The following is a 14,036-nucleotide window of genomic DNA, read 5'->3' on the forward strand; positions in this document are numbered from 1 at the left end:
TAAGGAGGGCCTACGAGGCATGGGTCGAGGCCGGACTTCCGCTCGATTGGGACAGGCAGGCCTTCGAGGCCGAGCGCAAAATGGATTCTAAAAAACACCTTGCCAAATAGGAGCGTCAGACCAGGAAACCCCCTTATCCGCAGCTCCGAAGGAGCAGGATAAGGGGGTTTCCATGGTCGAGGACGTTCTGAAAACTAAGTCCAGCACGGGCCCGAACAAACAACCGACTACAGGTCGATGTGCGATTCCTTGATCGGGAACGGCTCCGCGAAGTGGCAGGCGCAGCAGTGACCCGGGGCAACTTCCTTAAACTCAGGAAGCTTTTCGGAGCAGATGCCCTGCGCGATCGGGCAGCGCGTGTGGAAACGGCAGCCGGTCGGCGGATCCAGCGGCGACGGCGGATCGCCGGCGAGGATGATGCGCTTGCGGGTCTTCTGGATATCCGGATCGGGCACCGGCACGGCAGACAGCAGCGACTGCGTGTACGGGTGGTGCGGCTCACTGTAGAGCGTCTTCCAGTCCGAAACCTCGACCATCTTGCCCAAGTACATAACGGCAACGCGATCGGAGATGTGCTGCACGACGGACAGGTCGTGGGCGATAAACAGATATGCGGTACCGAACTTGTCCTGGAGCTTCTTAAGAAGGTTCAGAACCTGGGCCTGAATGGATACGTCAAGTGCTGAGACAGGCTCGTCGCAGATAATCAGCTTGGGCTTCAGAGCGAACGCGCGGGCGATGCCGACACGCTGGCGCTGGCCGCCCGAGAACTCGTGCGGATAACGGTTGATGTGCTCGGGATTCAGACCGACGACGTCCAGCAGCTCGCGGACGCGCTCGATACGCTCCTCCTTGGTACCCACGCCATGAATGGTCATGGGCTCGGAGACGATCTCGCCGATGGTCATACGGGGATTGAGCGAAGCATAGGGATCCTGGAAGATGAACTGCATCTCGCGACGCATGTCCTTGATCTCATGCTTGCTCATCTCGGCAACATCTTTACCCTGGAAGAACACCTTACCGGCGGTCGGCTTGGTCAGGCGCATGATGGTGCGACCCGTCGTGGACTTACCGCAACCAGACTCACCAACCAGACCAAAGGTCTCGCCCGGATAAATCTCGAACGAAATGTCATTTACTGCAGAGACAACACGCTTGGAGAAGCGCTTGGCGAACATGCCGGACTCAGCGGGGAACTCCTTAGAGAGGTGCTCGACCTTCAGCAGCGGAGTACGCTCGTTGGTATCTGCCATTACGCCTCGCCTCCCTTCTTGGAATCCTTGCGCGTACGGGACGTCTCAGGAGCGTTCTTGAGGAACTCGGGGTCACCGGAGTAGTGGCACGCAGAGTAATGACCAGACTCGGTGACAACGCGCTCGGGGCGCTGCTTGCGGCACTTGTCCGTCGCATAGGGACAACGAGGAGAGAAGACGCAGCCCTCAGGCAGGTTCATGAGCGAAGGCGGGTTGCCGTGAATCGGCGTAAGCGGCTTCTTCTCTTCGATGGCCTGCTCCGGGATGGAGCGGATAAGGCCCCAGGTGTAGGGGTGGCGGCTCTCGTAGAAGATTTCCTCAGCAGTACCGAACTCGACGGGACGGCCGGCGTACATAACCATAATCTTATCGGCCATATCGGCAACGACACCCAGGTCATGGGTGATCATGATGATGGCGTTGCCGTTCTTCTCCTGCATTTCCTGCATGAGCTCGATAATCTGAGCCTGAATGGTAACGTCCAGGGCAGTCGTGGGCTCGTCGGCAATCAGAATATCGGGATCGCAGGCAAGAGCCATAGCGATCATGACGCGCTGACGCATACCGCCGGAGAACTGGTGCGGATACTCATTGACGCGCTTCTCGGGCTCGGGGATACCCACGAGGTCCAAAAGCTCGGTAGCGCGCTTGAGCGCCTCCTGCTTGGAGTAGCCACGGTGCAGACGAAGGCCCTCGCCCACCTGTTTGCCGATCTTATAGACCGGGTTCAAAGAGGTCATAGGATCCTGGAAGATCATCGCGATATCGTTACCGCGAATGTGCTGCATCTCTTCCTCGGTCATCTCGAGGATCGAACGACCGCGATAGCGAACGTCGCCGCCCTCGATCTTTCCCGGAGGCATCGAGATAAGGCCCATGATGGTCATGGCGGTCACGGACTTACCGGAGCCGGACTCACCGACGACGCCCAGGGTCTCGCCGCGATCGAGCGTGTAGGAGACACCGTCGACAGCGCGAACGACGCCATCCTCAGTGTGGAAATACATCTTAAGGTCATCGACCTCGAGCAGATGCTGGCCCTCGGGAACCGGCTGGTCCTTCAGGTCCACATAGTTCTTGTTCTTCTTCATCCTTATGCGTCCTTCATCTTGACGTCGAGGGCGTCGCGCAGACCGTCACCCAACAGGGTGAAGGCGAGCACCGTCGAGAGAATTGCCAGACCGGGCATGATCATCATCCAGGGAGCAGTCAGAAGATACTGCTGACCGTCCTGAATCATGGAGCCCCACGAAGGCGTAGGCGGAATAACGCCCATGCCGAGGAAGGACAGAGCGGACTCGGTCAGAATGGCGCCACCAATGTTCATGGTCGCGTAGACCACAATGGAAGCGACGGAGTTCGGGAAGATGTGACGCACGACGATACGAGCATCAGATGCACCCATCGCGCGCGCAGCATCAACATAGTCGTTTTCCTTGACGGTCAAGATCGCAGAGCGGAAGACGCGCGCAATCGAAGGCCAGCCGAGAATACCGATGGCGATAAAGACGTTCTGAAGACCACGGCCGATAACGGCAATCATGGCGACAACGAACAGCACGTACGGGAACGCCAGGAAGATGTCCGCACAGCGCATGATGATTGTATCCCAGATGCCGCCGTAGAAACCGGCCAGAGCACCCATGACCAGACCAATCAGCGTGGAGATCGCGGTGGCCATAATTCCGACGGACAGCGAAACGCGCGCACCGTAGATAACGCGGACGAGAATGTCACGACCAAGGGCGTCGGTGCCAAACGGGTGCTCTGCACACGGAGCCAGCAGCGACGTCTCGGCCATAGTGGTCGAGTCGGAAGCCGTCGGGGAACCGAGCCAGGGCTTAGCCCACAGATCTGCGGTCAGGGCAACCACAACGACGATGATGATCCAGCAGACACCGATAACGGCGAGCTTGTTCTTGCGAAGACGCTTAAAAGCGTCGCCCCACAGCGTGCGGGACTTGGCGGGAGCAGACGCGGCCTTGGTGGCGGTAGCCTGCTCCTGAGACTGAGAATCAGTTTCCTGCATGAGACGTACCTCCCTTAGGCCTTATCCGACGGACCGCCAAGGCGGATGCGCGGGTCGAGGAATGCATAGCTGATGTCGACGAGCAGGTTGATCACCATGACGACGACAACGATGAGCGTAACGCCGCCCATAACGATGGGCCAGTCACGCATGCTAATGGCGCGATAGACCTCATAGCCGATACCGGGCCAGTTAAAGACCGTCTCGGTCAGGATGGCGCCCGAAAGCATGCCACCAAAGTCGACACCAATATAGGTAACGACGGGGATGAGTGCATTCTTAAGCGCATGCTTGATGATGATCGCGCGATTGGAGAGACCCTTGGCCTTTGCCGTACGGATGTAATCCTGGTTCATGACGTCAAGCAGCTGCGAGCGCATAATGCGGGCAGCATAAGCGGTCGAAACCGAAGCCAGCGTAATGGTCGGAAGCACATAGTGCATCCAATCTTGATACTGAGAGCTGGAACCGCCGGCACCCGAGATCGGCATGGAGAATGCACCGCCCGTGGCGTCCTTGAGGATGACGCCAAAGAACAGCTGCAGCAACATACCGAGCCAGAAGGCCGGGACCGCAACGAGGATCGACGTGGTGAGCGTTACCAAAATATCCCAGAAGGAATAACGCTTTACCGCCGAAATGATACCCGCACCGATACCCATGATTGCCTCTAGCACGATGGCGCACGCGGCAAGTTTGACCGTATACGGATACTTCTGGGCGAAGATTTCCGTAACCGGCAGCTTGCGCTGATACGAATTGCCCAGATCGCCATGAAGCAGGCCGTTCATGTAATACAAGTAACGGTCCACGAGCGACGTTTGAACGGGGTCGCCGTTCTCGTCAAGGATCGCGTTGCCGTCCTCGTCCGACTGGACCAGGTGATAGCGGACGCGAAGCTGAAGCTCCACCTCGGGGGACAGAGCCTTGTCTCCACCGATCAGCTTGATCGGATCTCCCGGCACGATATTCTGGAGGGCGAACAGAATCAGCGTGACGCCCAAAAACACCGGGATGAACTGAAGCACACGTTTAACGATGTACTTACCCATACCACTCCCCTATCTAGGGATTAACCTAAATGGGATGCCGATCGCCAGACCGGCATCCCAAAATTACCATCAGCCAGTTTACCCCAGGTTAGGGAGAACTGTATGTTTCCCATGAGGTCTACGTAAATACTTGACCCTCACGGAAGCTGCAAACTCTTAAGCGAGCTCAGCGGTACCCAGATCGGCGTGCTTCTGCGGATCGACATAGAGGTGCTTGATGCGATCGGAGCCGGCGATGGTGTGCGTGTAGAACATAATCGGGATGACCGGGCAGTCGGCAGCGACCATTGCGTCGGCCTCCTGCATCTTAGCGACGCGCTCCTTGTCGTCAACCGTAGTGCGAGCCTCGTCGACCTTGGCGTCGAACTCGGGGTTGTTGTAACCAGAACGGTTGTCGCCACCGAGAGAGTCGGAGTGGAACAGCGGATACAGGAAGTTGTCCATGATCGGGTAGTCGGCAATCCAACCCAGACGACCGAACTGATAGTTAAAGTTCTGATACTGCTCGAGCAGGGCAGACCACTCGGGGGTATCGGAGACAGCGGTAACGCCAACCTTGGCGAGGTCGCCGATGATGGACTCCATGATCTCCTTGTGGCCACCGTCCTGGTTGTAGGAAAGGGTCACGTTAATGCCACGATCGCCGTTAGCGCCAGCGGGAGCAACCTTATCGAGGTACTCGTTAGCCTTGTCGACGTCGTAGGCGCAGAACTCCCATGCGCCCTCCTTGTAGCCATCGATGCCCGGAGGAACAATGCCGTCGGCGGGGGTACGGGTACCCTTGAAGATGGTCTTGCAGATGGCCTCACGGTTAATGGCCAAGGAGATACCCCTACGCAGGTCGGCGTTGTTGAACGGCTCGGCCGTGTTGTTGCAGGTCAGGTAGTAGGTGGAAGGCTCGGCGCCGAGCAGCATGCGCTCGCCGTCACCCATGGTGTAGCCGTCCTTGGACACGCCGCGATCCTTCTTGGCGGCATCGATCTGAGCGACGGGAACGTCGCAGACATCGAGGTTACCGGCCTGGAACTCCTTGTAAGCGGTCTCCATGTCCTTGATGACCTGGAAGTGGATGCCATCGATCTTGGCCTTGTCGCCATAGTAATCGTCGAACTTCTTGACGTTGATCTCCCGGCCATCCTCCCACTTGCCGTCCATCATGAACGGGCCGTTACCGACCGGAGCAAGGTAGAAGCTCTTGACATCGGACTCGGCGCACTCGGGAACCGGGGCCAGAGCCGGGTGAGAGGCGACGAAGGGGAAGTCGGCGTAAGCGGAAGACAGCTTGACGACGAGGGTCTCATCGTCGGGGCAGGTAACACCGCTGAGCTCGGTAGCGTTACCGGCAAGCAGGTCGTCATAGCCCTCGACCATGGAAAGGTGATAGGAAACCTCGGAAGGGCCGTACTCGGTAGCGATGGCCGACTTGGTGTTGACCAGACGCTCCCAACCGAGCTTGAAGGACTTGGAGGTAACGTCGTCACCGTTGTGGAACTTGGCCTTCTTGATCTTGAAGGTGAACTCGGTGGCGTCGTCGTTGGACTCAAAGGACTCGCAAGCCAGCGGAACGATCTCGCCCTTCTCGGCGTCGTAAGAGGTCAGAGCGTCAAAGAGCTGGTACTCGACCTGAGTGCCCTGGTCCTCCTGGACGTTGTAGGGGTCGATGCAGACCGGGTTGTTGATGTAGAAGTTCAGCGTCGAACCGGACTCAGAACCGGAAGTGTCGCCGCCCTTCTTGCCGCATGCGGCAAGAAAAGCCATGGAGCTCGCAGCAAGGGTGCCGCCAACAAAGGCGCGACGACCCATAACGGGCTGGTGGAACATAGAATCAGCCATGCCATCCTCCTTATGAGATAGGACAAAGAAATGTTCAGTCGGACATATGTCGAGACAATCCGATCCGAACCATCAAAACGCCGCCCGTTGCTATGGCTGGTTATGCACAACAGACCAACGTTTTGCAATACAGTAGCGCATTTTATGCACGATTTGGGGCTAATTCCGGTTAACGGTCAAGAATTTCTTTAGTTGGGCGCAGTATGTGGTGATATTTTTGACTCTGTTACGAATATGTAAACAAAAAAGGGTCCCGCACATGCGGAACCCTTTTCAAGTATTTACGCGGTTCGTGCTTAGAAGCCAACGATGCCCTGCGGGAAGAAGAACATGCACAGGACGACGCACACGGCAAAAACGACGGCCATAATTACCGTCAGGCGATCGAGGTTCTGCTCCATGACGCCCGTGGCAGAGCTGGAGTTATACAGCGAGCTAGCGATCATATCCGAAACGCCGGTGCCCTTACCGGAATGCATCAGGACGAGAATCGTCAACGCCACAGCAGAGACAGCCCAAACGACAAACAGAAGAATCTGAAACGGACCCATAGATAAGCTCCTTAATAGAACAATTCAAACTCCAGTACTGTACCACAACCCCCGCTCTCCCCTACCCGCCACTCGGGGACGGGGAAGAAATGGCAGAAATACCAAAAAAGGGGTTGCCCGAATATGGACAACCCCCTTGCTAGAAAACGGTATTTGTTTTCTCTTAGGCCTCGGTGGCGAGCACGCGGCCCGTCATCTCGGCGGAAGGCTCAATACCAGCCATGGTGAGCATGGTCGGAGCGATATCGGAAAGACGGCCGTCCTCGATACCGGTGAGCTTGGCCTTCTCATCAACGATGATGAACGGCACACGGTTGGTGGTGTGAGCCGTAAACGGATGCTTGGAACCGTCGGAAGCAACGTCAAACATGTGGTCGGCGTTGCCGTGGTCGGCGGTGATCAGCGCAAAGCCACCCTTGGCGAGAATCGCCGGGACAACCTTGGACAAGGCATCGTCAACAGCCTCGACGGCCTTAACGGCGGCGTCGAAGACACCGGTGTGACCAACCATGTCGCAGTTCGCAAAGTTCACGATGTAGAAATCAGCGCGATCCTCGTTGATGGCAGCGACGAGCTTCTCGGTAACCTCGGGAGCGCTCATCTCAGGCTGCAGATCGTAGGTAGCGACCTTGGGGGAAGCGACGAGCACGCGCTCCTCGCCCTCCTTGGGCTCCTCGATGCCGCCGTTGAGGAAGAACGTCACGTGGGCGTACTTCTCGGTCTCGGCGGTGTGCAGCTGCTTCAGGCCGTTGGCGGCGATAACGTCGGCCAGGACGTTCTCGGGGAACGTCTTGGGGAAGGCGACCTCGACGTCAAACGTCGGATCGTACTCGGTCATCGTCACAAAGTGCGAAAGCTTGATCTGCTCGCGCTCAAAGCCGTCGAACTCCTTGTCCGTGAACACGCGGGTCATCTGACGAGCGCGGTCGGGACGGAAGTTGAAGAAGATGGCCGCGTCGCCCTCGTGGATGCCCTCGTTGTGGGCAGCGAAGGGCTCGACGAACTCGTCGCCGCGCGGATCCTTCTCGTAGTAGGCCTTGATACCGGCAACGGGGTCGGTATCAGCATCGGACGCGTTGACCATGACGTCGTAGGCGCGCTGGATGCGCTCCCAACGATTATCGCGGTCCATGGCCCAATAACGGCCCGAGACGGTGGCAACGCGAGCGTCGCAACCGGTCTCCTCGGAGATCTTGGCCAGGAAGGCGCAGAACTCACTCATGTAGCCAGCGCCGGACTGCGGGTCAACGTCGCGGCCATCCATGAAGGCGTGGACGCGAACGGTCTTGACACCGTGCTCGGCAGCCATCTTGACCAGAGCCTCGACGTGGTTCATGTGAGAATGAACACCGCCAGGGCTCATAAGGCCCATGAGGTGGAGAGTCTTGCCGTCAGCCTTGACGTCGTCCATAGCCTTGACGAAGACCTCGTTCTTGGCGATGGAGCCGTCCTTGATGGCGTTGTTGATGCGCGAAAGCTCCTGGAACACAATGCGGCCGGCACCGATGTTGAGGTGACCCACCTCGGAGTTGCCCATCTGGCCATCGGGAAGACCCACGTCCTCGCCCGAAGCGCCGAGCGTGGTGTGGGGGTACTTCTCGTACAGGCTATCAAGGAAGGGCGTCTTGGCAGCGGCGACGGCGTTCTCGCCATCGGCCGGAGCCAGGCCGCAGCCGTCCATAATGATCAGGAGTGCGGGAAGATGACGCTGTGCCATATGTCCTACTCGCCTGCCTTGACGACCATAGAGGCGAAGTCGGCAGCCTTGAGCGAAGCGCCGCCCACGAGGGCGCCGTCAACGTCGGGCTTGGCGACGAGCTCAGCGATGTTGCCGGGCTTGGCAGAGCCACCATAGAGAACGCGGATGCCGTTAGCGAGCTCCTCGCCGAACATCTCCTTGAGGGTCTCACGGATAGCGCCGCAGACCTCCTGAGCGTCCTCGGCGGTAGCGGTCTTGCCGGTGCCAATGGCCCAGATGGGCTCGTAGGCGACGACGACCTGCTTGGGGCAGGTGATCTCAAGACCAGCAAGGCCAGCCTTGACCTGGTTCACGACGTGCTCGACATAGGTGCCAGCCTCGCGGACCTCGAGGGACTCGCCGCAGCAGAAGACGGGAACAAGACCGGCGGCAACGAGAGCCTTGGCCTTCTTGTTCTGGTCCTCGTCGGTCTCGTGGAAGTAGTCACGACGCTCGGAGTGGCCGATGATGCAGTAGGTGCAGCCAGCGGACTTGAGCATGTCGCAAGAGGACTCACCGGTGAAGGCACCCTTGGCCTCCCAGTACACGTTCTGTGCACCGAGGGCGATGGGGGCAGCCTGAATGCGGTCATGAACCGTGGTGATGTCGATGGTCGGAGGGCAGACGAGCACCTCGACGCCAGCCGGAACCTCGGGCAGAGCCTGAGCCAGCTCGTCGGCGAGTTTGGCGGCCTCGGCGACGTCGTTGTTCATCTTCCAGTTACCAGCGATGAGAAGGGTGCGATTAGGCATCGAGAAGCGCCTCCACTCCGGGCAGGGCCTTACCCTCGACGAGCTCCATGGAAGCGCCACCACCGGTGGAGATCCAGCTCATCTTGTCGGCCAGGTTGAACTTGTTGACAGCCGCGACAGAGTCGCCACCGCCGATGATCGAGGTGCAGTCGGCCTCGGCGACAGCCTCGGCGATAGCCTGGGTGCCGTGAGCGAAGTTGTCGAACTCGAAGACGCCCATGGGGCCATTCCAGAACACAGTCTTGGCGCCCTTGACGGCCTCGGCGTAGAGCTCCTCGGTCTTAGGACCGATGTCCATGCCCTCGCGGTCGTCAGGGATAGCGTCGGAAGCGACAACCTCGGGGACAGCGTCCTCGCCAAAGTGATCGGCAACGCGGTTGTCGATGGGGAGCAGGATCTTGACGCCCTTCTCCTCGGCCTTCTTGAGCATCTCGCCGGCGCGCTCGACCCAGTCCTCTTCCTTGAGGGACTGACCGACGGAAAGGCCCTGAGCCAGGAAGAAGGTGTAGGCCATACCGCCACCGATGATCAGGGTGTCAGCGGAGTCGATGAGGTGATCGAGAACGCCGATCTTGGAGGAAACCTTGGAACCGCCGACGATAGCGACGAAGGGGCGCTCGGGCTCGGCGAAGATACCGGTCAGCGTGTCGACCTCCTTCTCGAGCAGGAAGCCGGCGACGGCAGGCAGGTAAGCGGCGGGGCCCACGACGGAACCCTGGGCGCGGTGAGCAGTGCCGAAGGCATCGAGAACGAAGACGTCACCATAGGAAGCGAGCTTCTTGGCGATCTCGGGATCGTTCTTCTTCTCACGCTTGTCAAAACGGACGTTCTCGAGAACGAGGACCTTGCCCGGCTCGACGGCGGCGACAGCCTCGGCGGCCTTCTCGCCATACGTGTCGGCAACAAAAGCAACGTCAAGGCCAGAGAGCTCAGCGAGCTTCTTGGCGACAGGCTCGAGGGAAAGCTCGGGCTGGAAGCCAGTGCCCTCAGGACGGCCGAGGTGGCTCATGAGGATGACGCGAGCGTTGTGCTCAACGAGGTAGTTGATGGTGGGCAGGGCAGCCTTAATACGGGTGGTGTCGCCAACGACGCCATCCTTGATAGGCACGTTGAAGTCAACGCGGACGAGAACGCGCTTGCCGTCGACATCGATGTCGCGGACGGTCTTCTTGGTAAAGGCCATGTTTGCTTCTACCTTTCGTACGTGTCTGCCTTCCATTACGGCAGACGATTTCTTATAAAAAGGACGCGACCCTAGGGTGTAAGCCCTATAAGGCCGCGCCCTTCTTTAGACGCTCAACGAGCTATTCGCTAAAAGCTAAATTAAGCAACGAACTTCTCGAAGTACTTGATGGTGCGGACCATCTGAGAGGTGTAGGAGTTCTCGTTGTCGTACCAAGAGGTGACCTGAACGAGGGTCTGGCCGTTGCCGAGGTCAGAGCACATGGTCTGCGTGGCGTCGAAGATGGAGCCGTGGGTCTCGCCGACGATGTCGCGGGAGACGATCTGGTCCTCGTTGTAGGCGAAGGTATCGGGGATGGTCTCGGCGTAGGCCTTCATGGCAGCGTTGACCTCGTCGACGGTGACCTTCTTGTCAACGACGGCGTAGAGGTTGGTCAGCGAGCCGGTCGGCGTCGGGACGCGCTGGGCGGCACCGATGAGCTTGCCGTTGAGCTCGGGGAGAACCAGGCCGATGGCCTTGGCAGCGCCCGTGGTGTTCGGGACGATGTTCTCGGAGCAGGCGCGGGAGCGACGGAAGTTGCCCTTGCGCTGCGGGCCGTCGAGCGGCATCTGGTCGCCGGTGAAGGCGTGGATGGTGGTCATGATGCCGGAGACGATGGGGGCGAAGTCGTTCAGGCCCTTGGCCATCGGGGCGAGGCAGTTCGTCGTGCAGGAGGCAGCGGAGATGATGTTGTCATCAGCGGTCAGCGTCTCATGGTTGACGTTGTACACGATGGTGGGCAGATCGCTGCCGGCCGGAGCGGAGATGACGACCTTCTTGGCGCCAGCGTTGATGTGGGCCTGAGCCTTAGCCTTGCTGGTGTAGAAGCCGGTGCACTCGAGAACGACGTCGACGTCGAGGTCGCCCCAAGGCAGGTTGTTGGCGTCGGCCTCCTTGTAGATCTTGATCTCCTTGCCGTCAACGGTGATGGAATCCTCGCCAGCAACGACCTCGTGATCACGAGCGTAGTTGCCCTGCGTGGAGTCGTACTTCAGCAGGTAAGCGAGCATATCGGGAGAGGTGAGGTCGTTGATAGCGACGATCTCGGAGCCCTCATGACCGAACATCTGACGGAAAGCCAGACGACCGATGCGACCGAAGCCGTTAATAGCAACCTTTACTGCCATTGTGTCTCCTTTCGTAAGGCCCCCGCGAGCTACAGCGCCCGCCGTTGAGGCCCACAAACTAACCACTCGCCTAATATACCTTTTTTTTGACTTGAATTTCACGAGAATGCTCGAAATTGAAAATCAAATTTACGTTAAAACGTTTTAAAGAATAAAATAGCAGCTAAATCCGTATATAAGTCGATACTTCAAACTACTTGTTTGCTTCAATGAGCTTTTCAAGCCTCAAAACGCGATGGTACAGGGCAGACTTCGACAAGGGAGGGTCAGCCATCTCCCCCAAATCACGCAGCGACAGATCGGGATAGCGCTCGCGCAGGTCGCAAAAGACTGCCAAGGCGTCCGGAAGCGTGTCGCGCAAACCCCGCTGTTCGAGCTCATCGATCAACGCAAGCTGATGCTGGGCGGCACCCGCACTTCTGGTCTGATTGGCCAGTTCGGCATTCACGCGACGGTTTACGTCGTTCTTAACCAATTTGACCGCGCGCGCTTCCTCGATCTCGGCAACGCTGCGCTTGGCACCAATCAGCTTTAGAAGATGCTCGATCTCCTCGGCGCTCTTAATGTAGACAGCAAAGGATCCGCGCCGCGCGTTAACGCGCGCATGGACTCCAATCTGCTCCAATAGATCGCAAAGTCCCCGGGCATACTGCTCGCCCTGCACCGCGATCTCCAAATGAAAGTCGCCGCGGGGATCGGCCACGAAACCGCCGGCGATGAGCGCGCCGCGGATGTAGGCAAGCCTGCAGCAGGGACGGGCAACGATGTGCCGGGGAACACCAGCGACGAGCCCTCCCCTGCGGTCGAGAATGCCCAGCAGCACCAGAGCCTTGTCCAGGTCGGGCTGATCGGGCAGGGTAATGAGATAGTTACGGACCTTATGCAAGACCGATTTACGAACGGTGAATTCCGTTTTGAGCTTAAGGATGCGATGCGTCAGTGTGATCATCGTGCGCGCGACGGCACCCGTCTCGGTCGCGACCGTCAAACGATACCGCCCGGAGCCGGCCAGCGAAAGTGTACCGCTCACGCGCGTCAGGGCGGCAAGCGTCGACAAATCGCAGTATTCACATTCGGGTTCGCAGCGCGCGAGCTCGTCACGCACCTCGGCGGTAAACGACATGCAGGCCTATGCTTTCGTGTTGGCGCGCGACAGGTCGCGATGGGAAATGCTCACGTGATATTGGGCGCCTTCCAAATAACGTGCCGTGGCCTCGGCGATGGCAACGCTGCGGTGTTGACCGCCCGTGCAGCCGATGGCAATAGATAGCTGTGGCTTGCCCTCCGCGATATAGCCGGGCATGACCGTATCGAGCAGCTGCGTCCAGGCCTTCCAGAACTCCTGGGTCTTGGGATGGTCCAGAACAAAGTCAGAGACTTTCTTATCGAGACCGGTCATGGTGCGCATCTCGGGATCGTAGAACGGATTGGGCAGGAAACGAACGTCGATCATAATGTCCGCCTCGACGGGCATGCCGTGCTTAAAGCCAAACGAGAACACGTGAACGTCCATGAGCTGCTGGTCGGACAGCTCGGAGAACGCCATGCGCAATTTGTTGCGCAGGGCAGAGGTGCGCAAGCGGCTCGTATCGATAATCATATCGGCTCGATCGCGCACGCCCTGCAGCTGCAGGCGCTCGCGCTGAATCGCATCGGCCGTAGTCTCCCCCGGCTTGGCAATGGGATGGCGGCGGCGGTTTTCGCTATAACGACGGATCAGCACCTCGTCAGAGGCCTCGAGAAACACGATGTCACAGCTCATCTCGCGCTCCTCGAGTGCGGCAACGGCATCGAGCAGCTCATCGAACAAGCCCTGGCTGCGCAGGTCGCAGGTGACGGCAAGATGCCTGCCCACGCCCGTATTGATGCCGACGAGTTCGGCAAGCTGGGCGATCAGACGCGGAGGCAAGTTGTCGATGCAAAAGTAGCCCATGTCCTCGAACACATGCATGGCCTGCGTTCGGCCCGATCCAGACATTCCGGTGATGATGACGATATCGGGGATGCGCTCCGAGCGCTCCGCCGCATCCATAGCATCTCCCTTTTGCATGTGCGCCTCCTAAAACAAGCGCGGGACCCGGCCAGCGGATCCCGCGCGATCAATTGCCTTTATTGAGTATACCGCCCCAAGCGGATACGAGACCTGTCTTACGCCTCAAGCGCAGCCTTGAACCAACTTGTAATACTCGTGGGGTGCGTGATGGCGGTGCCGACGACAACGGCCCAGGCGCCCGCATCAATCGCGGCGCGGGCCTCCTCGGGCGTGTGCACGCGGCCCTCGCAGATGATGGGAAGACCGGGGAATTCCTCGGTCGCCTGACGCAGGAGCGGCAGATCGGGGCCATCGGCCATGGTGCAGTCGATGGCGGCGACACCGTGAGAAAGCGTGGTGGATACCAGGTCGAAGCCCATATCAACCGCGCGGCGAATGTCCTCGATGGTGGCACAGTCGGCCATCAGGAGCACGCCCTCCTCG

Annotated in this window: 12 protein-coding genes and 1 pseudogene; all 13 read right to left on the bottom strand. The window is 59.0% G+C overall.

Going from position 1 to position 14,036, the window contains the following annotated elements; all coding sequences use genetic code 11:
- Nucleotides 1-227: 227 nt before the first annotated feature.
- Nucleotides 228-1,256 carry an ABC transporter ATP-binding protein gene (locus tag AB5Z54_RS08175; RefSeq protein ID WP_368161153.1) on the bottom strand — a complete coding sequence of 343 codons (1,029 nt, stop codon included), beginning with the start codon at nt 1,254-1,256 and terminating at the stop codon, nt 228-230.
- Entirely contained in the window at nt 1,256-2,347 is a 1,092-nt protein-coding gene (locus tag AB5Z54_RS08180; RefSeq protein ID WP_022094887.1) for an ABC transporter ATP-binding protein, read from the bottom strand. The genes AB5Z54_RS08175 and AB5Z54_RS08180 overlap by 1 nt, the downstream gene beginning before the upstream one ends.
- A gap of 2 nt (nt 2,348-2,349) precedes the next feature.
- Nucleotides 2,350-3,285 (bottom strand): ABC transporter permease, encoded by a 936-nt coding sequence (locus AB5Z54_RS08185; protein ID WP_035138881.1) that lies wholly within the window; start codon nt 3,283-3,285, stop codon nt 2,350-2,352.
- A gap of 14 nt (nt 3,286-3,299) precedes the next feature.
- Nucleotides 3,300-4,337, bottom strand: a complete 1,038-nt coding sequence (locus AB5Z54_RS08190; protein WP_117877270.1) for an ABC transporter permease — start codon at nt 4,335-4,337, stop codon at nt 3,300-3,302.
- A gap of 156 nt (nt 4,338-4,493) precedes the next feature.
- Nucleotides 4,494-6,170 (bottom strand): peptide ABC transporter substrate-binding protein, encoded by a 1,677-nt coding sequence (locus AB5Z54_RS08195; RefSeq protein ID WP_368161155.1) that lies wholly within the window; start codon nt 6,168-6,170, stop codon nt 4,494-4,496.
- A gap of 296 nt (nt 6,171-6,466) precedes the next feature.
- Complete coding sequence (gene secG / locus AB5Z54_RS08200; protein WP_349088682.1) at nt 6,467-6,721, bottom strand: preprotein translocase subunit SecG; 255 nt, start codon at nt 6,719-6,721, stop codon at nt 6,467-6,469.
- A gap of 163 nt (nt 6,722-6,884) precedes the next feature.
- On the bottom strand, nt 6,885-8,438 hold the full coding sequence (gene gpmI / locus AB5Z54_RS08205; protein WP_117877273.1) for a 2,3-bisphosphoglycerate-independent phosphoglycerate mutase: 1,554 nt from the start codon (nt 8,436-8,438) through the stop codon (nt 6,885-6,887).
- 5 nt (nt 8,439-8,443) lie between these two features.
- On the bottom strand, nt 8,444-9,211 hold the full coding sequence (gene tpiA / locus AB5Z54_RS08210; RefSeq protein WP_022094882.1) for a triose-phosphate isomerase: 768 nt from the start codon (nt 9,209-9,211) through the stop codon (nt 8,444-8,446).
- Nucleotides 9,204-10,394 (bottom strand): phosphoglycerate kinase, encoded by a 1,191-nt coding sequence (locus tag AB5Z54_RS08215; RefSeq protein WP_006236149.1) that lies wholly within the window; start codon nt 10,392-10,394, stop codon nt 9,204-9,206. The genes tpiA and AB5Z54_RS08215 overlap by 8 nt, the downstream gene beginning before the upstream one ends.
- 140 nt (nt 10,395-10,534) lie before the next feature.
- Nucleotides 10,535-11,560 carry a type I glyceraldehyde-3-phosphate dehydrogenase gene (gap, locus tag AB5Z54_RS08220; RefSeq protein WP_117848743.1) on the bottom strand — a complete coding sequence of 342 codons (1,026 nt, stop codon included), beginning with the start codon at nt 11,558-11,560 and terminating at the stop codon, nt 10,535-10,537.
- 193 nt (nt 11,561-11,753) lie between these two features.
- Nucleotides 11,754-12,683 (bottom strand): DNA-binding protein WhiA, encoded by a 930-nt coding sequence (whiA, locus tag AB5Z54_RS08225; RefSeq protein ID WP_368161157.1) that lies wholly within the window; start codon nt 12,681-12,683, stop codon nt 11,754-11,756.
- Nucleotides 12,684-12,689: 6 nt separating this feature from the next.
- Complete coding sequence (gene rapZ, locus AB5Z54_RS08230) at nt 12,690-13,610, bottom strand: RNase adapter RapZ (RefSeq protein ID WP_022094878.1); 921 nt, start codon at nt 13,608-13,610, stop codon at nt 12,690-12,692.
- A gap of 98 nt (nt 13,611-13,708) precedes the next feature.
- Nucleotides 13,709-14,036, bottom strand: a pseudogene (locus tag AB5Z54_RS08235) (N-acetylmannosamine-6-phosphate 2-epimerase); the annotation flags it as partial.

It is taken from the genome of Collinsella aerofaciens (assembly GCF_040910185.1).
GTDB lineage: Bacteria > Actinomycetota > Coriobacteriia > Coriobacteriales > Coriobacteriaceae > Collinsella > Collinsella aerofaciens_BF.

Coding starts and splice junctions, on each gene's coding strand:
- AB5Z54_RS08175 (WP_368161153.1), bottom strand. CDS start 1,256: ATGGCAGATACCAACGAGCGTACTCCGCTGCTGAAGGTCGAGCACCTC.
- AB5Z54_RS08180 (WP_022094887.1), bottom strand. CDS start 2,347: ATGAAGAAGAACAAGAACTATGTGGACCTGAAGGACCAGCCGGTTCCC.
- AB5Z54_RS08185 (WP_035138881.1), bottom strand. CDS start 3,285: ATGCAGGAAACTGATTCTCAGTCTCAGGAGCAGGCTACCGCCACCAAG.
- AB5Z54_RS08190 (WP_117877270.1), bottom strand. CDS start 4,337: ATGGGTAAGTACATCGTTAAACGTGTGCTTCAGTTCATCCCGGTGTTT.
- AB5Z54_RS08195 (WP_368161155.1), bottom strand. CDS start 6,170: ATGGCTGATTCTATGTTCCACCAGCCCGTTATGGGTCGTCGCGCCTTT.
- secG (WP_349088682.1), bottom strand. CDS start 6,721: ATGGGTCCGTTTCAGATTCTTCTGTTTGTCGTTTGGGCTGTCTCTGCT.
- gpmI (WP_117877273.1), bottom strand. CDS start 8,438: ATGGCACAGCGTCATCTTCCCGCACTCCTGATCATTATGGACGGCTGC.
- tpiA (WP_022094882.1), bottom strand. CDS start 9,211: ATGCCTAATCGCACCCTTCTCATCGCTGGTAACTGGAAGATGAACAAC.
- AB5Z54_RS08215 (WP_006236149.1), bottom strand. CDS start 10,394: ATGGCCTTTACCAAGAAGACCGTCCGCGACATCGATGTCGACGGCAAG.
- gap (WP_117848743.1), bottom strand. CDS start 11,560: ATGGCAGTAAAGGTTGCTATTAACGGCTTCGGTCGCATCGGTCGTCTG.
- whiA (WP_368161157.1), bottom strand. CDS start 12,683: ATGTCGTTTACCGCCGAGGTGCGTGACGAGCTCGCGCGCTGCGAACCC.
- rapZ (WP_022094878.1), bottom strand. CDS start 13,610: ATGCAAAAGGGAGATGCTATGGATGCGGCGGAGCGCTCGGAGCGCATC.